The organism is Silicimonas lutimaris, from assembly GCF_047314965.1.
Classification (GTDB): domain Bacteria; phylum Pseudomonadota; class Alphaproteobacteria; order Rhodobacterales; family Rhodobacteraceae; genus JAVJUV01.
On record NZ_JBLBVK010000040.1, the window covers coordinates 1 to 24,710 of the forward strand.

Below are 24,710 nucleotides of genomic sequence, written 5' to 3' on the forward strand. Positions count from 1 at the left end.
CCCCCCCCCGTGGCGCCGCGCGAAGGCGCGGCGCAATTCCAAGATCAGCTTCCCCAGATGTAGATGGCTGCGAAGAGGAAGAGCCAGACCACGTCCACGAAGTGCCAGTACCAGGCAGCGGCTTCGAAACCGATGTGCTTTTCCGGCGTGAAGTGGCCTGCCCGCAGGCGCAGGTAGCAGACGAATAGGAAGATTGTTCCGATGATCACATGCGCGCCATGGAACCCGGTCGCCATGAAGAAGGTGGCGCCGTAGATGTTGCCGGAGAAGCCGAAGGCGGCGTGGCTGTATTCGTAGGCCTGGAAGGCGGTAAAGACCAGGCCCAGAACCACCGCCAGGATCAAACCGTTTGCCATGTCCTTGCGGTTATTCTCATGAACCAGTGCGTGGTGCGCCCAGGTCGCGGCTGCTCCCGAACACAGAAGGATCAGCGTGTTGATCAGCGGCAGGTGCCAGGGGTCGAAGGTCTCGATCCCGGCCGGAGGCCAGACGCCATCGACCATCGGGCTTTCGGGGCCCATCGGATAGAGCGCGTTCTTGAAGAACGCCCAGAACCAGGCGGCGAAGAACATGACTTCCGACATGATGAACATGATGAAGCCGTAGCGCAGGCCGATGCGCACAACCGGCGTGTGGTCGCCGATGTTCGATTCCCTCACCACTTCGGACCACCAGGCGAACATCACGTAAAGAACACCGACGAAGCCGATGGCGAACATGATCCAGGTGACGTCATGCATCCAGAGCACGGCTCCGAACAGCATGATGAAGCCCGACAGAGCCCCGGCGAAGGGCCAGATCGACGGGTGGAGGATGTGATAGTCGTGGTTTTTTTCGTGCGCCATGTCGGTTCGTTCCCTCGGGCGATTTAGTTAAGGTCGGTGACGCCGCCCGGCACGTCCAGGGCCGCCTGCTCGGGGACGTAATCCTCGGGCATGTCGGCTTCGTGGAAGGTGTAGGACAGCGTGATTGTCTTTGCAAACCTGGCGTCGGGGTCGTCGACGATCTCGGGCTCCACGAAGAAGCTTACGGGCATCGTCACCCGTTCACCGGGCTGGAGAACCTGCAACTCGAAGCAGAAGCACTGGATCTTCGAGAAGAAGGCGCCGGCGGCGTAGGGCGCCACGTTGTAGCTGGCGGTTGTCGCGATCGGCTTGTCGGTCGGGTTGTAGGCCTCGTAGAAGGCCAGGCCCTCTTCGCCGATGCGAAGCGTCATGTGGGTTTCGACCGGGTGGACCTCGACCGGCACGCCCTTGGCTTTCGATGCGTCGAAACGGATCGTGATTGTCTGCTCCAGCGGCTCGTCGGACGCCGCTTCGGCCACGTCCACCGCTCCGCCCCAGCCGGTCACCCGGCAGAACAGGTCATAGGCCGGCACCGAAAGCCAGGCGAGCGACCCCATCACGAAGATCACGCCGACCAGCCGCACGACGGTGCGCCCCTTGTCGTCCAGTCCTGCCCAGAAACCGCGCATCAGTTTCCTCCCTCCACGGGAACCATTTCGGGGCGTACGACGTGGTCGAAGCCCTGAAGCGCATCGCCACGCTTCACCTTGACCACGGTCAGCCCGAAGACGATCGCCACCATGCCGACGAGGAGAAGGCCAACGCCGAGGTTGCGCGAAAAGCGGCGCTTATGAAGGTCGTGGGTCGCCTTGATTTCCATCAGAGCCACCCCGCCGAGCGCAACGACAGGTCGAAGACCAGCGCGCCGAAATGCAGGAACAGGTAATAGAGCGAGAAGCGGAAGAATTTTTTCTCGACCGCGTAATTATCGGCTTCGGCCATCACTTCGTCACGGCGCCAGATGTCGACGGCGCCCTTCAGGAACCAGGCGTTCAGCGCCACCGCAAGAGCCAGCGTCACGGGCCCGCCCACCGACGTCAGCGCCAGCCCGACCGCGACCGGAGCCAGAAGGACCGTGTAGACGAGGATGTGACGCCGCGTGGCGGGACGTCCGTGCGTGACGGTCAACATCGGCACGCCCGCGTCGTCGTAGTCCGAGCGCATGAACAGGGCCAGCGCCCAGAAATGCGGCGGCGTCCACATGAAGATCAGCGCGAACATCAGCACCGCTTCGAGAGAGACCGACCCGGTCGCCGCGACCCAGCCGACCATCGGGGGGAACGCTCCGGCCGCACCGCCGATCACGATGTTCTGCGGCGTCCAGCGCTTGAGCCACATCGTGTAGATCACGGCGTAGAAGAAGATCGTGAAGGCCAGAAGCGCCGCCGCTTCGAGGTTCGTCGCCAGGCCGAGCATCACGACCGAGATGCCCGACAGACCGAGGCCGATGGCCAGCGCCTCGCCGGGCGCGACCCGGCCAGACGGGACCGGACGCTTTGCCGTCCGGCGCATGACTGCGTCGATATCGGCGTCGTACCACATGTTGAGCGCGCCCGAGGCCCCTGCCCCGATGGCAATGAACAGGATCGCGCAAAAGGCTTCGAACGGATGCAGGGACACCGGCGCGACCAGAAGCCCGACCAGCGCCGTGAACACCACGAGTGACATCACCCGTGGCTTCAGGAGCGCTACGTAGTCGCCGAAAGTCGGCTCGTACTCGCGCGATGCGTTGATCGAGACTTCGGTCATGCGGTGTTACTCGGCAGCAGCAAGCCGAACCGAACCCGGCGCCACATACGAACCGGCGACCTTGTTCTCGGCGACCCAGGCGTCGTACTCGGCCTGCGTCACTGCCTTGACCGTGATCGGCATGTAGGCGTGGCTGAGGCCGCAGAGTTCGGAACACTGACCGAAATAGACGCCTTCCATGCCTTCCTCGACTTCGAACCAAAGTTCGGCCAAGCGGCCAGGAACCGCGTCCTGCTTCACGCCGAAGGCTGGGATGGTCCAGGAATGGATCACGTCCGCGCCGGTGACCTGCACCACGACGACCTTGCCGGTCGGCACGACGACGGCGGTGTCGGTGGCCAGCAGGAACTGGTCGTCGGTATAGCCCAGCGCGGCCAGTTCTTCGGAGACCGCCGGGGTCAGCCTGTTCTCGCCGGCGCCGACCATGAAGCTTTCGAAGGCGATGCCCTCGTCGGGATACTCATAGCCCCAGTACCACTGGTAGCCGGTGGCCTTCACGAACACTTCCGGCTCGGGGATTTCCTGCTGCTTGAACAGAACCGGCAGCGAGAACGCGCCGATGAATACCAGGATCACGATCGGAATCACCGTCCAGGCTACCTCGATCGGGGTGTTGTGGGTGAAACTCGCCGGATTCGGATTGGCGCGGCGGTTGTAGCGCACGATGCAGATCAGCAGGAGAGCCATCACGAAGATCGTGATGGCGGTGATGATGATCAGAAGCATCCCGTCCAGCCAGTGGATGTCCTCGGCCAGCACGGTCGCGGCCGGCTGGAAACCCATCAGCCCCTGTTCGGGCTGCCCGACGATCGGAAGGTCCTGTGCGAAGGCGGCGGCGGCGCTGAACATCGCGGTCAGCGAAGCGGCAATGCCTGTCGAAATGGTCTTAAGACGCATGTGTCTGTGGTCCTGTTCGCAGTCACGTTCCCTGACCGGCGATTTCTGATGCACGCCGGCCTGTTGTTCTCTGGCGGGTAGAAATCATATTAGGGGGGTAGGAACAAGGCTTCGCGTTGCGGCATTGCGCCGCTTCGCAGGCTCAGAAAGGACCCGTACCGATGGCCGAGACCACCTCTTTCCGTCCCTTCGAGACGCTTGTCGACCAGGATACCGCGCTTGGCCTTCTGCGCGAGGCCGTGGCGGGCGCTGACGATGGCGAGTTGTTTCTCGAACGGCGGCGCTCGGAAGTCATGTCCTTCGATGACGGGCGTTTGCGCACCGCAAGCTACGATGCCTCGGAGGGTTTTGGCCTGCGCGCGGTACGAGGCGAGACGGCGGGCTATGCGCATTCGACCGAGATTTCGGAACGCTCGCTGCGCCGCGCGGTGGAGACGGCGCGACTGGCCGTCGGAGCCGGAGGCGGCACGCTGGCCGATGCGCCGCAGGCGACCAACCTGAAACTTTACGGAGATGCCGATCCGATGGCGGACGCAGAGTTTCCGGTGAAAGTGGAGACGCTGTCGGAGATCGACGCCTTTGCCCGCGCGCTCGATTCGCGGGTCGTTCAGGTCTCGGCCACCATCGCCGCCTCGCTGCAGGAGGTGGCCATCCTGCGCCCCGAGGGACATGTCGTTACGGACATCCGGCCCATGACCCGTCTGAATGTCAGCGTCATCGTCGAGGAAAACGGCCGCCGCGAATCCGGTGGCGCGGGCGGCGGCGGACGCACGAGGCTGACGGGCCTGCTGGACCCTTCGCACTGGCAGGACACGACCCGCGAGGCGCTGCGCATCGCGCTGGTGAACCTTGAAGCGGTTCCCGCGAAGGCGGGCGTGATGGACGTGGCTCTTGGGCCGGGCTGGCCCGGCATCCTGCTGCACGAGGCGATCGGGCACGGGCTGGAAGGCGATTTCAACCGCAAGAAGTCCAGCGCATTCGCGGGCCTGATGGGCCAGCAGATCGCCGCGAAGGGCGTGACCGTTCTGGACGACGGCACAATCCCTGACCGGCGCGGCTCGATCACGGTCGACGACGAGGGCACGCCCTCGGGGAAAAATGTTCTGATCGAAGACGGAGTGCTGGTGGGGTACATGCAAGATCGGCAAAACGCGCGTCTGATGGGCGTGAAACCCACGGGCAACGGACGGCGGGAGAGTTATGCCCACGCTCCGATGCCGCGGATGACGAACACCTACATGCTGTCCGGAGACGCGAAGCCAGAGGAAATCGTGGCTGAGGTGAAGGACGGGATCTACGCCGTGGGCTTCGGCGGCGGGCAGGTGGATATCACGAACGGCAAGTTCGTGTTCAGCTGCACCGAGGCCTACGAGGTCAAGAACGGAAAGGTCGGACGCCCGGTGAAGGGCGCGACGCTGATCGGAGACGGCGCCACGGCGCTGAAGCAGATCCGCGCGGTCGGGAGCGACATGAAACTGGACCCCGGCATCGGCAACTGCGGGAAGGCGGGCCAATGGGTGCCGGTGGGCGTAGGTCAGCCGACACTGCTGATCGGTGGTCTGACAGTGGGCGGATCGGCAGCTTGAAACTATCGCGCCATCGCCACTGGATGGCGGCGCTGGCGATGGGCGTTGGTGCGAGCCTTGCGGCAGCAACGGCGTTGGGCCTGGGCTTTTGCCACGCGAAACGCTCGCTTCACCTTTTCGAATGGGGCTGCCTGCTCCCCGTGACAACAATAATGACCTCGGTCGGATTCGTGGTCCTGGTTCCTCTGGCGGTCCTGTTCGAGCGGCGTTTCGGCGCCAAGGCCCTCGCCGCTCTGCCGCTTGTTGGCGGCATCATCGCGCAGACCACGTTTCTTATTTGGTTCGTGACGTCCGCCGGCAATACCACGGCAACGGCCGGCGATATCCTGACGCTGCCAATGCCATTCCTGGCAGGTGCGCTTTCGGCTTTGGTCTACAGCGCAACGGCTTTCGCCTTGCGCGGCAGCGGATGTTTGGAACACTGAAACCGCACAGGGCGGTGCGTCTGCGGGTGATGGGTTCACGGCTTGAGAGGCGAACTGGACGCTTCACCGGATCAAGACCGGATCGCCATGAACCCTCCCCAGAAATAGCGAGGCTGAAAAAATTCAGCATTAATATGGCATTAACCGACTCGGACCATAACCGTCCTCAGCAAGCAGGCGGAGACAGGATGGCCAAGGATTTATCCCCTTCCACCCACCCTCTCACCCCACCCCTCACAGAGGAAGTGTGGCTGTCATGGCTCCGCCTCTTGCGATCCAGACGCGTTGGCGTCACCACTTTTTTCCGGCTTTTGGGTGAATACGGCAGCGCCGATGCGGCGCTGGAGGCCCTGCCCCGCATCGCCGACGAGGCGGGGGTTCGGGACTATCAAGTCTGCGGAAAGGACTTCGCGCGGAGCGAATGGAACCGGGCCCGGCAGGCAGGGGCCGTTCCGATCGCATTCGGCGCAACGGAGTACCCCGAGGCATTGTCGCGCATCCCCGATCCGCCGCCCATCCTTTGGACCATCGGCGACCTCGCTCTTCTGAACCGCCCGATGGTCGCGATCGTGGGCGCGCGCAACGCTTCGTCGCTTGGCACCCGCATGGCGCGAAAGCTGGCGGGCGAATTGGGCGAGGCCGGGTTTGCCGTCGTCTCCGGGCTGGCCCGGGGCATCGACACCGCCGCCCATCTTGCAACGCTGGACACCGGTACGATTGCTGTCTTCGCCGGCGGTGTCGACGTGGTGTATCCCGCGGAAAACGCTGTTCTGGCACAGGAAATTCAGGACAAGGGGCTTCGGCTCAGCGAAAGCCCGGTGGGCCTTGTCCCCCAGGCGCGCGACTTTCCGAGGCGCAACCGCATCGTGTCCGGCCTGGCGGAAGCCGTCATCGTCGTTGAGGCGGCGGGCAAGTCGGGCAGCCTGATCACCGCGCGATGCGCCCTGGAACAGGGGCGCGATGTCCTGGCCGTTCCGGGTCATCCCTTCGACGCCCGGGCCGCCGGATCGAACATGTTGATCAGGGACGGTGCGACCCTGATCCGCTCGGCCGGCGACGTGATCGAAGCGCTTGAGCGACCGGAGCCGACGACCAGACCCGCCGTATCCGCGGAACCCGTGAAGCCAAAGGCCGTCCGTCCGGAAATCCGGGACTTGCACCGGCGGATCCTCGAACGCCTCGGCCCCTCGCCGGTGCCCGAAGACCAGCTGATCCGCGACATCGGAGGCCAGGCCAGCGCGATCTCGTCCGAGATTGCCGCGCTGGAAATCGACGGCCACATCCGGCGCGACGCCGGCGGACTTCTTTCCCGCGTCGGCGCTGCCTGAAAAACGCGCAAAACAGGCAGTTGATCCCAAGCGCATTGACAAGCGCCGCCATGAGCCCACATGTTCCGCCGCCATAACAGAGCGGATTCCGCCACTATTTCCGAGCACGTCCCGAAAGGAATTTCATGCCAGTCGTCGTTGTCGAATCGCCGGCCAAAGCCAAGACGATCAACAAGTATCTCGGCTCCGACTACACGGTTCTTGCCAGTTACGGACACGTCCGCGACCTGCCACCGAAAGATGGCTCGGTCGATCCCGAACACGGTTTCGCGATGACCTGGGAGGTCGCTGCCGATTCGAAGAAACACATCAAGGCGATCGCCGATGCCCTGAAAAACGACGGCGAGCTGATCCTGGCGACAGACCCCGACCGCGAGGGCGAGGCAATCTCGTGGCACCTCGAGGAGGCGCTGCGGAACCGCAAGGCCATCAAGAAGGACACACCGGTCAGCCGGGTGGTTTTCAACGCGATCACGAAAAGCGCGGTCACCGAGGCGATGAAGAATCCGCGGCAGGTGGATCAGGACCTCGTGGAAGCCTATCTGGCACGGCGCGCCCTGGACTACCTTGTGGGCTTCAACCTGTCGCCGGTTCTGTGGCGCAAGCTCCCCGGCGCCAAATCGGCGGGACGGGTGCAATCCGTCTGCCTGCGCCTGATCGTCGAGCGCGAAATGGAGATCGAGGCGTTCCGCGCGCAGGAATACTGGACGGTGAAGGCGCTTTTGACCTCGCCACGCGGGCAGGACTACGAGGCGCGTCTGACCGTTCTCGGCGGCAAGAAGCTGGACAAGTTCGACATCCCGAACGAGACCTCGGCGGAACTGGCGGTGCAGGCCATCACGTCGCGCGACCTTGTGGTGAAATCGGTCGAGGCGAAGCCCGCTACGCGAAACCCGTCTGCTCCGTTCATGACCTCGACGCTGCAGCAGGAAGCGAGCCGCAAGTTCGGCTTTGGCGCGCGCCAGACGATGCAGGTCGCCCAGCGCCTGTACGAGGCGGGACACATTACCTATATGCGGACCGACGGCATCGACATGGCCCCGGAAGCGGTGATGGCGGCGCGCGATGCGATCAAGGATCGGTATGGGGACGCCTATGTTCCCGGCTCGCCAAGGATGTACAAGAACAAGGCCAAGAACGCCCAGGAAGCACACGAGTGCATCCGCCCCACCGACATGACTGCCGATGTCGACGGGCTGAAACTGCGCGATGCAGACCAGCGCAAGCTTTATGACCTGATCTGGAAGCGCACGCTGGCCAGCCAGATGGAAGCGGCGCGGCTGGAGCGGACCACGGTCGATATTTCCAGCCGTGATTCGCAGATCGAACTTCGGGCGACCGGCCAGGTGGTTCTGTTCGATGGTTTCATGAAGGTCTATGAAGAGGGCCGCGACGATGTCGTCGACGACGACGACAAGCGTCTGCCGCAGATCATGGAAGGCGAGACCGCCGCCAAGAAGGACATCACCCCGGAGCAGCACTTCACCCAGCCGCCACCGCGCTACACCGAGGCGACGCTGGTCAAACGCATGGAAGAACTGGGGATCGGCCGGCCCTCGACCTATGCGTCGATCGTGACCACGATCCAGGACCGCGAATATGTCCGCAAGGAAAAGAACCGCCTGATTCCCGAGGACAAGGGGCGGTTGGTGACGGCCTTCCTGACCAACTATTTCCGGCGTTACGTGGGCTACGACTTCACGGCGAAACTGGAAGACGAGCTGGATGACATCACGTCCGGCGACCGCGAATGGCAGGATGTGCTGAGCCGGTTCTGGCGCGAGTTCAAGGCGGCGATCGAAGAGACCTCCGAACTGCGGATCACGGACGTTCTGGAGAAGATCAACGAGGTTCTGGAGCCGCACCTTTTCCCGCCCACCGAGGACGGCAGCGATCCAAGGCTGTGCCCGAATTGCGGCGCAGGGCAGTTGTCGATGCGGACCGCGCGCTCGGGCGGCGCGTTCATCGGCTGCTCGAACTACCCCGAGTGCCGATACACGCGGCCCTTCGGACCTCCGGGCATGGAAGACGGCGAAGAAATCGGGCCGGATGGCAAGGTTCTGGGCGAGGATGCCGGAGACATCATCCGCGTGATGAAGGGCCGTTTCGGACCCTACGTGCAGCGCGGCGAGGTGACGGAAGAGCAGCCCAAGCCGCCGCGCGCCAGCCTGCCCAAGGGATGGGATGCCGCCGAAATCGACCTGGACAAGGCTCTGATGCTGTTGTCCCTGCCACGGGAACTTGGCCCGCATCCGGACGATGGCGAGATGATCGAGGCCGGGATCGGGCGCTATGGGCCCTACGTCAAGCACGGGCGCACCTATGCCAACCTGCCCGAGGTGGACGAGGTGTTCACAGTCGGCCTGAACCGCGCGGTAGACCTGATCGCCCAGAAAGCCGCGAAGCGCGGAGGCTCCGCCAACCAGACACCTCTCAAGGAACTGGGCGAACATCCCGAACGCGGCGGTGTCGTAAACGTGATGGACGGGCGCTATGGACCCTACGTGAAATGGGACAAGGTCAACGCGACCATTCCCAAGGGCACCGAGCCGGGCGATGTCACGATGGACATGGCCGTCCAGCTGATCGCGGAGCGCGAGGCCAAGGGCGGCAAGAAGAAGACGGCAAGCCGCAAGAAGGCCAGTTAGAGCGGTTTCGACGTCTTCGGCCTATCAGGCTGACTTGACAAATCGAACGTCCCGGCGCGGATGATACCGCGACTTCGGGACCTTTCGCATGAAGCCGCAAATCCTGACCACCCTGCCAAACTACACGGCGCAGGGGTTTTTCTCCGATGTCGTTGCCGGCGTCACCGTCGCAATGGTCGCGATACCCTTGAGCATTGCGATCGCGATTGCATCGGGCGCAGCGCCGGCCACCGGACTGGTGACCGCCATCGTGGCCGGGTTCCTGATTTCGCTTCTCGGTGGAAGCAGGGTGCAGATCGGCGGACCGACAGGAGCGTTCATCGTCGTCGTCTACGGCGTCATTGCGGAGCACGGCTTCGATGGCCTGCTGCTTGCCACGCTGATGGCGGGCGGTCTTCTTGTGATTGCCGCATTGCTGCGCGCAGGCCGGCTTGTGGCCTATATACCCGAGCCGGTGATCAACGGCTTCACGGTTGGAATTGCGATCATCATCGGCACGAGCCAGCTGAAGGATCTGTTCGGTATCGATAGCCAGACCCTTCCTGCCGATTTCATCGCCAAGATCGAGGTTCTCTGGGCGGCGCGCGCGACTGCTGACTGGTCGAGTCTGGCGCTTGGAGTGTTCACGATTGCCGCCGCCACGATCCTGCGCCGTGCCTTTCCGCGTTTTCCGGGCCTGATCCTTGCCGTTGCGGCGGCATCGGCGCTGGTCCCGGTTCTCGGGCTGCACGCGGATACGATCCAGTCCCGCTTTGGCGGTATAAGCGCCGCTCTCCCGGCGCCTTCCCTGCCCGATGCAAGCTTGCCGCGCATCATCGAGCTTATCCCGTCGGCGCTGGTGATTGCGTTTCTTGCCGCTGTTGAATCCCTCCTTTCGGCGATCGTGGCGGACCGCATGATCGGCGGCCGGCACCGTCCTGACGCGGAACTTCTCGCGCAGGGAACGGCCAATATGGCGAGCGCGCTTTTCGGTGGCCTGCCCGCGACCGGCGCCATAGCGCGCACCGCAACCAACGTGCGCGCCGGAGGACGCACACCCGTTGCCGGGATGGTTCATGCAGTGACGGTTCTGGTCATTGTTCTCGCGGCCGGCCCCCTTGCGGGATACCTGGCGATGCCATCCCTTGCAGGTCTTCTTGTCCTGACCGCATGGAACATGAGCGAACCGCACAGGTTTCTCGAGAACATGGGTACGCGGGCCTCGGACCGGTTCCTCTTCCTTCTGACGATGTCTCTGACCGTGCTTGCGGACCTGACGGTCGCCATTGCCGTTGGCGTGGCCGTCGGGCTTGCCCTGAGGACAGAGCGCAAGAACATCCCGCCCTCCGACTGGACACCTCCCGAGCGCTAGCCCCCCGGTGCCGCGCTGCGGCGATTGACTCTCCCCTGCCGTGAGGTCAGAACCTGCGTCAACACGGCAAGGGAGACCCTCATATGAAGAAAGTCTACGCCAATGCTTCCGAGGCGCTGCATGGCCTCCTGCATGACGGGATGCTGATCGCGTCTGGCGGGTTCGGTCTTTGCGGCATTCCGGAGCTTCTGCTGCAAGCGATCAAGGAGAGCGGCGTCAAGGACCTGACCTTCGCGTCCAACAACGCGGGCGTCGACGATTTCGGGATCGGCATCCTGCTGCAGACGAAGCAGGTCAAGAAGATGATGTCTTCCTACGTGGGCGAGAATGCCGAGTTCATGCGGCAGTACCTGTCGGGCGAACTGGAGCTGGAGTTCAATCCGCAGGGGACCCTGGCCGAGCGGATGCGCGCGGCGGGCCACGGCATTCCGGGCTTCTACACCAAGACGGGTGTCGGCACGGTCATCGCCGAGGGCAAGGAACACAAGGAGTTCAACGGCCAGACCTATATCCTGGAAAAGGGCATCTTCGCCGATCTCTCGATCGTGAAGGCCTGGAAGGCCGACACGACAGGCAACGCGATCTTCCGCAAGACCGCGCGCAACTTCAATCCGCCGGCTGCGATGTGCGGCAAGATCTGCGTCATGGAGGTCGAAGAGATCGTCGAGCCCGGTGAACTGGATCCCGACAACATCCACCTGCCCGGCATCTACGTGCACCGCATCATCCAGGGCGAGCACGAGAAACGGATCGAACAGCGCACCGTGCGCAAGCGTGAGGAGGCCTGAGTCATGGCTGATGAACAGAAGGGCTGGGATCGCAACCAGATGGCGGCGCGCGCCGCGCAGGAGCTTGAAGACGGCATGTACGTCAACCTCGGGATCGGCATCCCGACGCTGGTAGCCAACTACGTTGGCGACAAGGACATCACGCTGCAATCCGAGAACGGCATGCTGGGCATGGGTCCCTTCCCCGTCGAGGGCGACGAGGACCCCGACCTGATCAATGCCGGCAAGCAGACGATCACCGAGCTGAAGCGCACCGCCTATTTCGACAGTGCGACGTCCTTCGGCATGATCCGGGGCGGCAAGATCGCCGCGGCGATCCTGGGCGCGATGGAGGTCTCCGAAAAGGGCGACCTTGCGAACTGGATGATCCCGGGCAAGCTGGTCAAGGGCATGGGCGGGGCGATGGACCTGGTCGCGGGCGTCGGCCGCGTGATCGTGGTCATGGACCACACCAACAAGCACGGCGAGTCGAAGGTCCTCAAGGAATGCACGCTGCCCCTGACGGGCAAGGGCGTGGTGGACCTCATCATCACGAACCTCGGCGTGCTGGAAGTGGAGCACAAGGGTCTCCACATCGTCGAACTGGCCCCCGGCGTGACCCGCGAAGAGCTCATCGCGGCAACCGAAGCCAACGTTGTCTGAGGACGGCATCCGGCTGGAGATCGAGGGCGGTCGCGGCCGCTATGTGATCGAGATGAACGGCGAGGAGGCGGAACTGACCTTTTCCGTTGCCTCGCCCACGCTGCGCATTGCGGATCACACCGGTGTGCCGGACGCCCTGCGCGGCACCGGCGTCGGGCGTCGCCTGATGGAGCGGATGATCGATGACGCGCGGCATGAGGGGTTCAAGATCTTCCCCCTTTGCCCCTTCGTGAACGCCGAGCGCAGGAAACATCCCGAGTGGGCCGACGTGTTCAGCGTTTGATGGCGACCCAGGGGTATTCCACAGGATCGCCGCAAAGACTGTTCGTTATTTCGAAACAAATCCTTATTCTTGCCCGATTCTGTCGTTATCCCGTGGGCAATGGCTATGAGTATTTCGCCAAATTCCCCTCGTGATAACAGCGCCGCGACTTCGTCGCGGCGCTGGCGCGATCTGTTATTGCTTGCCGCACTTTTCCTGCTGGTGGTCATCGGCCTCGGCGGACTGGCGGCGGCGACAGGCTGGGAAGAGACGAAGGCAGCTCTTGCCAGGGTCACGCCGGGAGAGATCGGAATCCTTCTGTTTCTGAGCCTTGCAAACTACCTGGGACGCAGCCTGCGATGGCACCTGTTCGCCCGTCGATTGGGGCTGCGGACCAGGCTCGCGCAAAACATCCGGCACTTCCTTGGCGGCTTTGCGATGTCGGTGACACCCGGACGGGTCGGCGAGCTCGTTCGGATGCGCTGGATCAGGCGGGAAACCGGATGGTCCTTCGAACGAACGGCGCCTCTTGTGCTGGTCGACCGGGCGGCAGACCTTTCGGCGATGGCGCTTCTTCTGGCCGCTGCCCTTGCACTGTCCACCACCGGTGTCTCCGGTGGCGTACCGGTCGCCATCCTTGCCCTTGTCGCCGCATTCGCCGCCACACGCCCGGCGCTTCTGAGATCGATCGGAGACGTCGCGCACCGCATGACGGGACGGCGCATGCCGCGTCTCTTCGCGCGTGTCCGGCGCGCCTCACGCTCGCTCGAAACCTTCACGTCCCCCCGAACGGTTGCCGCCGCCACTGCTCTCGGGGCCATCGGATGGTTCGCCGAAGGCTATGCTTTCCACCTCTTGCTTATCTGGATGGGCGCCGAGGTGGAACTTTGGGTGGCCGTCGGCATCTTCATATTCGCCACGCTTGCGGGCGGGCTTACGGGCGCACCCGGCGGGCTTGGAGGTGCGGAAGCCGCCATGGTCGCGCTCCTGTCCATTCAGGGCGTGCCTCTTGAAATCGCGGTGCCGGCCACTCTGATCATACGGGTGACCACGCTCTGGTTCGCCATTCTTATCGGGATCATCGTGTTCCCGTTCGCCGAACGACAGTCGAAGAAGGCCTGGAATGAGTTGGAAGGAAATTGAGTACTCCGGCTGGGGCCGGGTTCTGAAAGCACGCGGGCTGGTCGCGCGACCGGAGCGCAGTTCTGCGCTTGCGAGCCTTGTTCAGAGTGCCCCCGCCCCCGCCATCGGCCGCCTGAGAAGCTATGGCGATGCGAGCCTGAATTCGGGCGGTCGCGCCGTGGACATGACCCGGATGGACCGAGTGCTTTCATTCGAAGAGGCGAGCGGGCTGGTAGAGGTCGAGGCAGGCATGGAGATCGGGCGGCTCCTGAAACTGTTCGCGCCGAAGGGCTGGCTGCCGCCGGTGATGCCGGGTACCGGATTCGCCACGGTCGGCGGCGCTATCGCTATGGATGTGCATGGCAAGAATCACCATGGGATCGGGTCGTTCGGGTGCCATGTGGAGGCGATCACGCTGATGACGCCGGGCGGTCCCAAGCGGATCACACCGACCCGGAACAAGGACTTGTTCCGCGCGACCGTTGGCGGGTTGGGCCAGACCGGGCCAATCCTGTCGGCCGCGATCCGTCTGCTGAAAGCCAAGGGCGACGTCATGGTCGTGACCGAGAGACGTGTAGACGGATGGGACGAATTCCTGTCGCTGCTCGACACGTCGGACGCGACCTATACGGTGGGCTGGATCGACGCGACCGCGCGGGGAGCGGCGCTTGGGCGCGGCATCCTGGAAGAGGCGGAAACCGGCGGAGGCCTGATCCCGCCCGCGAAACGGGGCAAGCGCATTCCCTTCGACGCACCCGGTTTCACACTGTCGCCACCCGTCGTGCGGACGTTCAATGCGGCCTATTGGCGGCGCGTGCCCGATCGTGGGCGCACGGTCGTGAAGCCGATCGACGACTTCTTCTTCCCGCTGGACAAGATACGCGACTGGAACCGGCTCTATGGCAAGGATGGTTTCCACCAGTTCCAGTGCGTCGTACCCGTCGCGCAGGCCGACAGGCTTCGTGGCATGCTGGAGAGGATCGCGGGCTCCGGCCTTGCGTCGCCCCTGGCGGTTCTCAAGCGGATGGGTCCCGGACGTGCGGGCTATATGTCTTTCCCCATGGAAGGCTACACGCTGGCCGTCGATTTTCCGAACCGTCCGGCCGCCGAACGCCTGATACGCGAGTTGGAGGCCGAAACGGCCGAGGCGCAGGGCCGGATCTATCTTGCCAAGGACTCGTTGTCGGGGCCTGAAACCATCGCGGCCATGTATCCTGAACACGCGGACTGGATGAAAGCCGTGAAAAAAGCCGATCCCGACGGGGCCTATGTCACCGACCTCGTCCGTCGCCTGAAACTGAGGGACGCCAGATGAAGACAACCTGGATCATTCTCGGGGGCACATCGACGATGGCACGGGCCTTTGCGCGCAAGGCCGCCGAGCGCGGAGAAGGCGTCATTCTTGCCGGCCGCGAAATGGACGACCTGAAGGCAACGGCCACCGATTGCGGTCTTCGCGGCGCTCCGCATGCTGAAGCGGCCGCGTTCGATGCGCGCGACGCGGACACCTTCTCCAAGCTGATTTCGCGCGCGAAGAGCCTGGAAGGATCGATCAGCGTGGCCGTCTTCGTGGGGTCGATGCCACCGCAGGAAGCGATCGACGCAGACCCGTCACTTATCGATGGGGTGGTCATGGACAACTTCACCGGTCCCGCACGGTTCCTGACCGCGATCGCGCCGGTTCTGGAAGACCAGGGCGGCGGAACGGTTGTCGGGGTCGGCTCGGTTGCCGGCGACCGCGGACGGCTGGGCAATTATGTCTACGGCGCCGCGAAGGCAGGCTTTCACACCTATCTATCGGGTCTGAGAAATCGTCTTGGCCGCTCGGGCGTGCATGTGGTGACCGTCAAGCCGGGAACGGTGGACACGGCTATGACGTGGGGGCTGGACAAACTGCCGTTCCTCGCACAGCCCGAAAAGATCGTCTCGGATATCTTCCGCGCCGTCGACAAGAAGAAGAACGTGATCTACACGCCGCTGATCTGGTGGCCCGTGATGACGGTGATCCGGCTTATCCCCGAACCGATCTTCAAGAAGATGCAGATCTGAACAGGGTCTGGCTCAGCCACCCGAGGCGATGCGCGAGCCGACGAAAACACAGCCGTCGGTGATGAGTTCCGGCGGCGTCAGGCAGAGGCCGCGCGCGACGTTCCAGGCCGCCAGGACCTTGGGAACATAGGCGCGGGTTTCGGCGAAGGGCGGAACGCCCTGATGCTTCGCAACCGCGCCCTCGCCGGCGTTGTAGCCCGCAAGCGCGAGTACGGGATCGCGATTGAACTCTTTCAGGAGCCAGTCGAGATAGGTCACGCCGCCCCTGATATTCTGCGAGGGATTGCGTATCTCGTTGACGCCAAACCGCCGCGCGGTCGCCGGCATGAGCTGCATCAGGCCCTGCGCACCGGCGTGGCTGACAGCCTCGACGCGTCCCGCGCTTTCGACGGCAATAACGGCCAGAACCAGAGCGGGCGACACCTCGGTCCCGATCGTGGATGATAGGATATCGACACCGTGGGCATCGGCGATGCGCTGCAACGTCTGCAGGCGCGGGGTCCCGATGCGGCTTGCACCCTGCTGGACAGCCAGAATCGCATCGCGGAAACGCGATGCCGGGTCCATGCCGACGGCCGGAGAGACCGCATCCCAGTACCAATCGAAATCGGTGGGCGTATCGGGAACAAGCCCCGGCGGCAGCTGCAAGGCCGCTTCGGGACGCGGATCCCCGGGACGGCGCGGATCACTGCCGGGTGTCAGGCGGTAAATTTCGGCATCGGGATCGATCTGGACGGTGATGCGCTTGGATGCTCCTGACGTCGGCACGCCCACGCGTTTGAACGTGAAATCACCGCCGACCTTTATGGTCTTGGGGCCGTCACTGTCCTGCGCCCATGCCTGAGAACCGGCGCCAACGCTGGCCGCTAGCGCAAGAGCACAGGCAATTCCAGACATCTTAGACATTAAGGATTATCCGTTATTAACGAAATCGGCACGAATCTCGCAAAGTTTGTACGCGAGGACCAGTCACAATGAGGCATATTGTTTACTTCGGTGGCAAAGTGATGCGCGGGATGCTGCCTTTGTATCGGTCAAAAAACTCGGAAATTATCCATTTTTATTTTTTTTCAAACAGTTAGACAGAAAACCCGGATTTCACCGAAGAGCTAAAAAATTGTACGAGGGATGCCCAACTCTCGCCCAAATTTCACGTGCATATGTCCATACGCCAAGACGGCAAAGGACGCGGCCCTGTAAGGTCTCCCGCTCAGTCGTCAAGGTAGACTGAAACTGAGCGTGCTTGAATGGAGGGACACATGAAACTGTTCAACGCTTTCCTTAAAGACGAATCCGGTGCGGTTACCGTCGACTGGGTTGTTCTGACCGCTGCCATCGTTGGCCTCGGCATCGCTGTTCTGACCTCGGTCGGTGGCGGTACCACGACCCTGGCCGACAACATCTCGTCGCACATGGCCACGCGCAGCGTGACCACGTCGTACGGCGGCTAACCCTAATCCGAACTGGAGAACTGAAATGAAGCTGTTCAATACTTTCCTGAAGGACGAATCTGGTGCCGTTACGGTTGACTGGGTTGTTCTGACCGCTGCCATCGTTGGCCTCGGCATCGCTGTTCTGACCTCGGTCGGTGGCGGTACCACGACCCTTGCCGACAACATCTCGTCGCACATGGCGACCCGCAGCGTGACGACCGCCTACGGCGGCTGATCTTGCAGCGAGCGATGGAATTCGAGGGGCTGCGCGTACCGCGTGGCCCCTTTTTCAAACCGAACGACGTTTTAATCAGTATCTCCATCAACCAGTAGCCATTGCCGCAAGGCAACAAAGCGTTGTTCGTGTTCTTGTCAGAGTGCACCACGACCAGCCAATAGAAACACCTGGAGCGAGAGATGCCTAGATTTTTGAATTTTTTCATTGCCGACGAGAGCGGCGCAGTAACCGTTGACTGGGTTGTTCTGACAGGAGCGATCGTGGGCCTGGGCTTTACAGTGATCGTCAGCATTGCGGGCGGCATTCTGGACCATTCCACCGGTCTGGGTGCGCACCTGGATTCTCGCAGCGTCACGACGACCTACTGATCCCTCCCGGCCTGCTGGAAGAGCATTCAACATTACACGACTAAACCCAGTTCCATCCACGCTTTCGCCACAATCAGTGGTCATAGCAGAGAATGTATGAATCGGGTGAAGGGCTGGTGTGAGCGCCCAAGCCGGAAAACGAGAGAGGAAACGTTATGCGTTTGGTTTTCGGATTTGTCCTGCTGATCGGGATCGGTTTGGCTGGTTCGGCTGTCTATCTGGCCAAGGACTATATCGGCCAACAGCAGGCCCAACTGGCCGAAGCCGAAAGAGCCAAGCAAGCCATTGTCCCCACGGTCGATGTCTTCGTGGTGAACAAGCAAATGCGCTATGGTCAGCGCCTTACTAAAGAAGACGTGAAACTTGTTCGCTGGCCTGAAGAAGCAGTTCCAGAGGGAGCCTTCGTCTCCGAAGAAGAACTGTTCCCCAGTAATGGCCAGGAGCTGCGCTCTGTTCTCCGCACGATGGAGCCGAACGAGGCCGTCCTTGCCGTCAAGGTGACCCAACCGGGCCAGGATGCCGGGATTTCGTCGCGGCTAAGCCCCGGAAACCGGGCTTTCACAATCCGCACCGACGTTACGGCCGGCGTTTCGGGCTTTCTGCGCGTCGGGGACCGTGTAGATGTCTACTGGACGGGCGCTGTCGGCGAGGGCCAGAACCTCACGAAACTCATTCAACCCGGAATTCGCCTTATCGGCATCAACCAGTCCGCCGACGAAGACCGCAACGGTCCAGTCGTGGCGCAGACGGTTACTGTCGAGGTCGGCCCCCAGCAGGTCGCCGCACTTGCTCAGGCACAGGCAACGGGTCGCCTTTCCCTCTCGCTCGTCGGCGCGGATGACTCGATTGTCTCGAGTGCGGTCGAGGTTGATCTTGGCGACGTGCTGGGAATTGAGGACGAGCGCATCGTCGAAGCACCCAAGGAAGAGAAGTGTTTCGTGCGCCGTCGGCAAGGCGAAGAGATCATCTCGGTCGAGATTCCCTGCTCGAACTGATTTGCCGCTTAGAAAAGGCGAAGTATTGTTGATAGACGCGCCACCATATGAGGTGGTGCGTCTTTTTTTGGCCGCAATCACTGCCAATGTGTTGCAACCCGTCCACATCAGGTTCTACATTCAACGCCCTGATTGTTGCAAAAAATTACCCATTCACGCATCGTCCAAGCTATAAGGGCTCATAGACCCGGAAACTGAGGCGTGATCGGAAAGGCAGGTCACATGACTTTCAATAGATTCTTGAGGGCGGCACTCGTGGGAGCCGCCATCGCAGTTTCGGCTGCATCCCAGGGTGGGGCGCAGTCACTCACAGTGATGGAAGGGGAGGTGTCATCCGCGCTTCAGGTTCCGATGAACCGAGCCGTGGTTGTTGAGGCCGAATCTCCGTTCGCTGAACTGTCAATCGCGAATCCAGGCATCGCCGATATCTCGACGCTGTCGGATCGCACCATTTATGTTCTCGGCAAGGCTCCGGGTCGCACGACCCTGACACTGCTTGGACCGGATGGCCGGCTAATCACCAACGTAGAAGTTCAGGTGACCCCGGATATCGCGGAGTTCAAGGAGCGCCTTCGCCAGATTCTTCCGGGTGAGCCGATCGAGGTCCGCACGGCAAATGATGGCATCGTGCTCTCGGGGGTCGTCACTTCGATCGCCAAGCTCGACCGGGCCCTTGACCTTGCCAACCGGTACGCTCCGGATCGGGTTTCCAACCTGATGGTCGTCGGTGGAACTCAGCAGGTCATGCTTAAAGTGCGCTTCGCCGAAGTGCAGCGCACCGTTCTCAAGAGCCTTTCGGCGGGTCTTAACATCGTCGAGGCAGGTTCGGATGCAGCGATCTCGGCGGCAACCGGTACCGGTTCGCTGGTTTCGGGCACATCGATCGGTTCTTCGGCATCGACCCGTCTCAATCTGAACGATGCATCTGCGGGCCAGTTCGCCGTCGGCTTCGACATCGGCAGCGTCGGCTTCGGCGTTCTGCTGGAAGCACTGGAAACCAAGGACATGGTGCGCACGCTTGCCGAGCCCAACCTTGTCGCGCTTTCCGGCCAGGAAGCCAGCTTCCTTGCAGGTGGCGAATATCCGATCCCGGTCACGGACGGCGACGGCGGCGTTGTCATCGAGTACAAGCCTTTTGGTGTCCAGCTGACCTTCACCCCGCGTGTCGTGGACGGTCATCGGATCAACCTGGAACTGAACGCGGCCGTGTCCGCCATCGATGGCGCCACAACGGTGACCACCGGTGGCTTCTCGGTGAACGGCTTCAGCCGTCGTGAAACAAAGACCACCGTCGAGATGATGGATGGTCAGAGCTTCGCGATCTCGGGGCTTCTGCAGGATGACTTCACGGATGCCGCAAGCCAGGTGCCGTGGTTGGGTGATGTACCGATCCTCGGTGCCCTGTTCCGGTCGTCGACCTATCAGCGGAGCCAGTCTGAACTGGTGGTCATCATCACCCCGCATCTCGTGACCCCGACCCGGGGCGAGGCGCTGGCTCTGCCGACCGACCGTGTGCGTCCGCCGACCGAAGCCGAACTGTTCCTCTTCGGACAGACCTCGCGCGCTGCCGGCGCACCCAAGACCGGCCCTGCCGCCGAAGTGGCAAAGCAGGACTTCACCGGTTCCTACGGCTACGTGATGGAGTAAGAGACATGACGCTCAAGATCAAAACCCTGATGGTCGGAGCCGGTGTGCTTGCTCTGACAGCATGTAGCGAAGGCCCGGTGGGCAAGTTCTGGACACAGGAAGCCGGCGCGTTCCTCGATGAGGGTGGCTTCGGCAACCCGACGATGAACAACATGCTGGCCCAGATGTGTGCCGGCCAGGCAAAGGGCTATATCGTTCCCGAACCGGTCGTCGTACTTGACCCGAAGAGCGCGCCGAGAAACCCGGCCTACTATCGCGGCCAGGTCCGTTGCTCGGGCGAGCTCAACGGCAAGTACGCAGAGGTCATCTTCGCCGAATACCTTGGCAGCGCGGCACCTGGTACACAGATCGGCGGCGGCCTCGGGGAAATCGAATCCGGCGGCTAAGAAAATCGCAGCTATTGTTGAAAGGGGCGGCCTTTGGCCGCCCCTTTTCGTTTGACCGTCCTCAATTACCGAATAATTGCGAGTTTTTAGCCTCAATGTCGCCCACATTGCCGTTCAGCTTGCCTCTGTAGGGCAAACTGTGCCGCGACTCGCGCGCATCTTTGTCCTTGCCGGAATTGATTGCCCCGTTCGAGTGGGGGGCCCGGAAACAGAAGGACGTTTGGGTATGACGAGCAACGCGGCACTTCAGGAAGAACCGGCATCGATCGTGGCCTGCACGGTCTGTCGGGATGTGCAGAATTTCGATCTTCTGATCGAGGACATGGAAGCCGAATGCGGAGAGGCATGGGGCGATCTGTCTCTGGAAGACGCAAGCGTCTTTCTCGATCAACCCGAGGCCGAGGCGCTGGAGTTCATTGCGCTGGCAATCGACCAGGAAGACGAAGCCGACCTTGACCAGATCGTCGACCTGATCAAGCGGGCCGCCGCGATGAAGATCAAGTCGCTTATCATCGCCGAGGAAGTCAGCCCGATCGTGCTGCACAAGCTGCTGAAGTTGGGAGCCGAGGAATTCGTGCCATATCCCCTTCCCGATGGCGCGCTGCATGATGCCATCGAGAGAATGCGGAACAAGGTGTCTCAAGCGGAACTGATCGACGCGACGATCAAGACGAACATCAAGGCAACCGGTGACCGCGACGGCGTGGTGATCCCGGTGCAGGGCCTTGCGGGCGGCACAGGATCGACGACCTTTGCCGTGAACCTCGCATGGGAACTGGCAAACGTCGACAAGGGTGATGAAGGGCTGCGGGTCTGTATTCTGGACCTCGACCTTCAGTTCGGCTCTGTCGCGACCTATCTCGATCTGCCGAGACGCGAAGCGGTCTTCGAGCTGCTTCAGGACACCGCTTCGATGGACAGCGACAGCTTCATGCAGGCCTTGCTGACCGTAAATGAAAAGATGCAGGTTCTGACCGCGCCCAGCGAACTGATTCCGCTGGACATGATCAGCCCCGAAGACGTGCAGAAGATCATCGACGTCGCGCGCACGAACTTCGATTACGTCATTATCGACATGCCGCAATCGGTCGTGATGTGGACGGAGACGGTCCTGAACGCGGCCCATATCTTCTTCGCCATGACCGAGCTGGACATGCGTTCGGCTCAGAACACACTGCGGGTGATCCGGGCGCTCAAGGGCGAGGACCTTCCCTACCAGAAGCTGCGATATGTGCTGAACCGGGCACCGGGTTTTACCGATCTGAACGGGAAGAGCCGCGTGAAACGGATGGCCGAAAGCCTGGATATCAAGATCGAAGTTCTGATGCCCGACGGCGGCAAGCAGGTCGTGCAGTCGAACGACCACGGCGTGCCCCTCAGCGAGGTCGCCCCAAAGAACCCCCTGCGCAAGGAAATTCAGAAACTTGCCCAGTCTGTCCATGAAACGAACGTCGCAGCCGTTGAAGGCGCCTGACTGACGAAGGAGCACTGATTTGTTCTCGAAGTACAAGAAAGGCGGAGCCGGCGACAAACCCGGCACTCCCGAACTCAAGTCCATTCCCGGCGGAAATTCCAAGCCGACGACACGCCCGATTTCCACCCCTGCCCCGGACGCCGCGGCCGCACCGGCACCGGTAGCGACGCGCCGTCAGGTCAGCCGCGTGCAAGCTCAGGCGGCACCTGTCGACAAGGAGCGCAAGCGGAAAGAGCGGCTTGGCGAGATCAAGCTGGAACTGCACAAGCGGCTCCTGGATAACCTGAACCTTTCGGCACTGGATACAGCCACGGAAAGCGATCTGCGTTCCGAGATCGTCGCCATTTCGGGCGAGGCGCTGGACGAAATGGGCGTGGTTCTGAACCGCGAAGAACGCCAGACGCTGAACCAGGAACTCTATGACGAAGTAACGGGCCTCGGCCCGCTTGAGCCACTTCTGAAAGACGACACCGTCAACGATATTCTCGTGAACGGCCCGCAGCAGGTCTTCGTGGAACGCGCCGGTAAACTGATGCTGACGGACACGACCTTCAAGGACGAGCGGCATCTTTTGCGCATCATCGACAAGATCGTGTCCGCCGTGGGCCGTCGCGTCGATGAATCGAACCCCTACGTGGACGCCCGTCTTGCTGACGGCTCGCGTTTCAACGCGATGGTGCCGCCGATCGCGGTGGACGGTTCGCTGGTTTCGATTCGTAAGTTCAAGAAGGAAAAGCTGTCCGTCGACGATCTGGTCAATTTCGGTGCCTTCACCGAAGAGATGGCGGCCTACCTGCAAGCCGCGGTCGCGACACGTTTGAACATCATCGTCTCGGGCGGTACCGGTTCGGGTAAGACGACAACGCTCAACGCGCTCTCGTCCTTCATCGACAACGACGAACGAATCCTGACGATCGAGGATACGGCGGAACTTCAGCTTCAGCAGACCCACGTGGGCCGGATGGAAAGCCGTCCGCCGAACGTCGAAGGCAAGGGCGCTGTTACCCAGCGCGACTGTCTGAGAAACGCGCTTCGTATGCGTCCCGACCGGATCATCGTCGGTGAAACGCGGGGCGAAGAAGTGATCGACATGCTGCAGGCCATGAACACGGGCCACGACGGGTCGATGACCACGATCCACGCCAACAGCGCCCGCGACGGCGTTTCGCGTCTTGAAAACATGATCGCAATGGCCGGGATCGAAATGCCGATCAAAGCGGTTCGCTCGCAGATCGCATCGGCCGTGAACCTGATCGTACAGGCCTCGCGTCTGCAGGACGGCTCGCGCCGCATGGTCTCGATCACCGAGGTGACGGGCATGGAAGGCGAGGTGATCTCGATGCAAGAGGTCTTCCGCTACCAGCGCGTGGGCCTGACGCCCGACAACAAGATCATCGGACACTTCACGGCCACCGGCGTGCGCAGCCACTTCTCGGAGCGGTTCCGCATGTGGGGCTATGATCTGCCCGCAACCATCTTCGAACCCTTTGCGGCGGAGTAAGAAGCCATGGTCATCAGCGCAGAACCACTTATCTACGGCCTTATCTTCATTGCCGTTCTTGCCCTGGTCCAGGGTATCTACCTGACCGTTTTCGGCAAATCGATCAGCCTGAACAACCGCGTGAACCGCCGTCTCGATATGCTCGAAAAGGGTGCGGGCCGCGAGCAGGTGCTGGAACAACTCCGGAAGGAGATGAGCCAACACATGAAATCGAAGTCCATCCCCCTGTACGCGATCCTGGCCGACAAGGCGCAGAAGGCGAATATCGCCTTTACGCCTGGCCAGCTGGTCATGGTGATGGGTATCCTGACTGTTGTGGCGTTCGTCCTTCTGAGTTTCGGTACCGCCGCATCGGCCCCGGTCCGCGGCGCGCTTTCCGTCCTGATGGGGGTCGGCGCCGTCTTCGTCTGGGTCAACAACACCGCCAAGAAGCGGATGGGCATGATGGAAGAGCAACTTCCGGACGCCGTCGAACTGATGGTTCGCTCGCTTCGTGTCGGCCATCCGTTCTCCTCCGCCCTGCAGATCGTCGCCAAGGAGGTGCCTGATCCTCTTGGAACCGAGATGGGCGTGATCTCGGACGAGGCCGCCTATGGCCGTGACGTGGGCGAAGCCCTGAAGCAGATGGCCGAACGCATGGATATGCAGGACCTTCGCTTCCTTGCGGTTGCCGTGACGATCCAGCAGACCTCGGGTGGTAACCTGGCGGAGATCCTCGACGGTCTGGCCAAGGTCATCCGCTCGCGCTTCAAGCTGTTCCGACGGGTCAAGGCGATCACTGCGGAAGCCAAGTGGTCGGGCATGTTCCTGTCGTTGTTCCCGATTGTCGCGCTTGTGATGATCAACGTCATCCAGCCGAACTACTATGACGACGTGAAGCAGACATCGGTCTTCATTCCGGCCTGTCTGGTGGTCGCCGCGTTCCTTGTCGTCAACATCTTCGTCATGAAGATGCTCGTGAATATCAAGGTGTAAG

The 24,710-nt window shown here is 62.1% G+C and carries 26 protein-coding genes; 20 read left to right on the forward strand and 6 right to left on the reverse strand.

Annotated features, from left to right (window positions below; translation table 11 throughout):
• Positions 1-44: 44 nt before the first annotated feature.
• From ACKLNI_RS05630 to coxB, 5 genes are read right to left on the reverse strand one after another with little or no spacing between them, the layout of a single operon-like run.
• Complete coding sequence (locus tag ACKLNI_RS05630; protein WP_413718071.1) at positions 45-845, reverse strand: cytochrome c oxidase subunit 3; 801 nt, start codon at positions 843-845, stop codon at positions 45-47.
• A gap of 23 nt (positions 846-868) precedes the next feature.
• Positions 869-1,474: a cytochrome c oxidase assembly protein gene (locus ACKLNI_RS05635; protein WP_413718072.1), complete on the reverse strand. Its 606-nt coding sequence runs from the start codon at positions 1,472-1,474 to the stop codon at positions 869-871.
• Positions 1,474-1,665, reverse strand: a complete 192-nt coding sequence (locus tag ACKLNI_RS05640; protein ID WP_413718073.1) for a hypothetical protein — start codon at positions 1,663-1,665, stop codon at positions 1,474-1,476. Before ACKLNI_RS05640 ends, ACKLNI_RS05635 begins: the two co-directional genes overlap by 1 nt.
• Entirely contained in the window at positions 1,665-2,594 is a 930-nt protein-coding gene (gene cyoE / locus ACKLNI_RS05645) for a heme o synthase (protein ID WP_413718074.1), read from the reverse strand. Before cyoE ends, ACKLNI_RS05640 begins: the two co-directional genes overlap by 1 nt.
• A 6-nt stretch (positions 2,595-2,600) precedes the next feature.
• Positions 2,601-3,491 (reverse strand): cytochrome c oxidase subunit II, encoded by an 891-nt coding sequence (gene coxB, locus ACKLNI_RS05650; RefSeq protein ID WP_413718075.1) that lies wholly within the window; start codon positions 3,489-3,491, stop codon positions 2,601-2,603.
• Between the two features lie 161 nt (positions 3,492-3,652).
• Between coxB and tldD the strand changes: the two genes are divergently transcribed.
• The 11 genes from tldD (at position 3,653) to ACKLNI_RS05705 (ending at position 15,692) form a co-directional block, all read left to right on the forward strand.
• Positions 3,653-5,077, forward strand: a complete 1,425-nt coding sequence (tldD, locus tag ACKLNI_RS05655; RefSeq protein ID WP_413718076.1) for a metalloprotease TldD — start codon at positions 3,653-3,655, stop codon at positions 5,075-5,077.
• The gene (locus ACKLNI_RS05660) at positions 5,074-5,502 is read left to right on the forward strand and encodes a hypothetical protein (RefSeq protein ID WP_413718077.1); all 429 of its coding nucleotides are present in this window, start codon (positions 5,074-5,076) and stop codon (positions 5,500-5,502) included. Before tldD ends, ACKLNI_RS05660 begins: the two co-directional genes overlap by 4 nt.
• Positions 5,503-5,690: 188 nt before the next feature.
• Positions 5,691-6,830, forward strand: a complete 1,140-nt coding sequence (gene dprA, locus ACKLNI_RS05665) for a DNA-processing protein DprA (RefSeq protein ID WP_413718078.1) — start codon at positions 5,691-5,693, stop codon at positions 6,828-6,830.
• A 125-nt stretch (positions 6,831-6,955) separates the two neighbouring features.
• Positions 6,956-9,478, forward strand: coding sequence for a type I DNA topoisomerase (gene topA / locus ACKLNI_RS05670; RefSeq protein WP_413718079.1), 2,523 nt, complete (start codon positions 6,956-6,958; stop codon positions 9,476-9,478).
• Positions 9,479-9,566: 88 nt separating this feature from the next.
• Positions 9,567-10,829, forward strand: a complete 1,263-nt coding sequence (locus tag ACKLNI_RS05675) for a SulP family inorganic anion transporter (protein ID WP_413718080.1) — start codon at positions 9,567-9,569, stop codon at positions 10,827-10,829.
• Positions 10,830-10,912: 83 nt separating this feature from the next.
• Positions 10,913-11,617 carry a CoA transferase subunit A gene (locus tag ACKLNI_RS05680; protein ID WP_413718081.1) on the forward strand — a complete coding sequence of 235 codons (705 nt, stop codon included), beginning with the start codon at positions 10,913-10,915 and terminating at the stop codon, positions 11,615-11,617.
• A 3-nt stretch (positions 11,618-11,620) separates the two neighbouring features.
• Complete coding sequence (locus ACKLNI_RS05685; protein WP_413718082.1) at positions 11,621-12,259, forward strand: 3-oxoacid CoA-transferase subunit B; 639 nt, start codon at positions 11,621-11,623, stop codon at positions 12,257-12,259.
• Complete coding sequence (locus ACKLNI_RS05690; protein ID WP_413718083.1) at positions 12,252-12,542, forward strand: GNAT family N-acetyltransferase; 291 nt, start codon at positions 12,252-12,254, stop codon at positions 12,540-12,542. Before ACKLNI_RS05685 ends, ACKLNI_RS05690 begins: the two co-directional genes overlap by 8 nt.
• A gap of 105 nt (positions 12,543-12,647) precedes the next feature.
• A complete protein-coding gene (locus ACKLNI_RS05695; RefSeq protein ID WP_413718084.1) occupies positions 12,648-13,664 on the forward strand; it encodes a lysylphosphatidylglycerol synthase transmembrane domain-containing protein in 1,017 nt (338 codons plus the stop codon).
• Positions 13,645-14,958 carry an FAD-binding protein gene (locus ACKLNI_RS05700; protein WP_413718085.1) on the forward strand — a complete coding sequence of 438 codons (1,314 nt, stop codon included), beginning with the start codon at positions 13,645-13,647 and terminating at the stop codon, positions 14,956-14,958. The genes ACKLNI_RS05695 and ACKLNI_RS05700 overlap by 20 nt, the downstream gene beginning before the upstream one ends.
• The gene (locus tag ACKLNI_RS05705) at positions 14,955-15,692 is read left to right on the forward strand and encodes an SDR family NAD(P)-dependent oxidoreductase (protein WP_413718086.1); all 738 of its coding nucleotides are present in this window, start codon (positions 14,955-14,957) and stop codon (positions 15,690-15,692) included. The genes ACKLNI_RS05700 and ACKLNI_RS05705 overlap by 4 nt, the downstream gene beginning before the upstream one ends.
• Positions 15,693-15,704: 12 nt before the next feature.
• On the opposite strand, the gene ACKLNI_RS05710 is transcribed toward ACKLNI_RS05705, so the two are convergent.
• Positions 15,705-16,598, reverse strand: a complete 894-nt coding sequence (locus ACKLNI_RS05710) for a lytic transglycosylase domain-containing protein (protein ID WP_413718087.1) — start codon at positions 16,596-16,598, stop codon at positions 15,705-15,707.
• A 353-nt stretch (positions 16,599-16,951) separates the two neighbouring features.
• Here ACKLNI_RS05710 and ACKLNI_RS05715 point away from each other — a divergent pair, with 353 nt between their 5' ends.
• The 9 genes from ACKLNI_RS05715 (at position 16,952) to ACKLNI_RS05755 (ending at position 24,709) form a co-directional block, all read left to right on the forward strand.
• On the forward strand, positions 16,952-17,143 hold the full coding sequence (locus ACKLNI_RS05715; RefSeq protein WP_413718088.1) for a Flp family type IVb pilin: 192 nt from the start codon (positions 16,952-16,954) through the stop codon (positions 17,141-17,143).
• Between the two features lie 25 nt (positions 17,144-17,168).
• Entirely contained in the window at positions 17,169-17,360 is a 192-nt protein-coding gene (locus ACKLNI_RS05720; protein WP_413718089.1) for a Flp family type IVb pilin, read from the forward strand.
• Between the two features lie 182 nt (positions 17,361-17,542).
• Positions 17,543-17,731: a hypothetical protein gene (locus ACKLNI_RS05725; protein WP_413718090.1), complete on the forward strand. Its 189-nt coding sequence runs from the start codon at positions 17,543-17,545 to the stop codon at positions 17,729-17,731.
• Between the two features lie 155 nt (positions 17,732-17,886).
• Entirely contained in the window at positions 17,887-18,726 is an 840-nt protein-coding gene (gene cpaB / locus ACKLNI_RS05730) for a Flp pilus assembly protein CpaB (RefSeq protein ID WP_413718091.1), read from the forward strand.
• A 222-nt stretch (positions 18,727-18,948) separates the two neighbouring features.
• Positions 18,949-20,373 (forward strand): type II and III secretion system protein family protein, encoded by a 1,425-nt coding sequence (locus ACKLNI_RS05735; protein WP_413718092.1) that lies wholly within the window; start codon positions 18,949-18,951, stop codon positions 20,371-20,373.
• A gap of 5 nt (positions 20,374-20,378) precedes the next feature.
• A complete protein-coding gene (locus ACKLNI_RS05740; RefSeq protein WP_413718093.1) occupies positions 20,379-20,759 on the forward strand; it encodes a hypothetical protein in 381 nt (126 codons plus the stop codon).
• A 226-nt stretch (positions 20,760-20,985) separates the two neighbouring features.
• Entirely contained in the window at positions 20,986-22,233 is a 1,248-nt protein-coding gene (locus ACKLNI_RS05745) for a CpaE/TadZ family protein (protein ID WP_413718094.1), read from the forward strand.
• 19 nt (positions 22,234-22,252) lie between these two features.
• The gene (locus ACKLNI_RS05750) at positions 22,253-23,734 is read left to right on the forward strand and encodes a TadA family conjugal transfer-associated ATPase (protein ID WP_413718095.1); all 1,482 of its coding nucleotides are present in this window, start codon (positions 22,253-22,255) and stop codon (positions 23,732-23,734) included.
• A 6-nt stretch (positions 23,735-23,740) separates the two neighbouring features.
• Positions 23,741-24,709 (forward strand): type II secretion system F family protein, encoded by a 969-nt coding sequence (locus ACKLNI_RS05755; RefSeq protein ID WP_413718096.1) that lies wholly within the window; start codon positions 23,741-23,743, stop codon positions 24,707-24,709.
• Position 24,710: the final 1 nt, after the last annotated feature.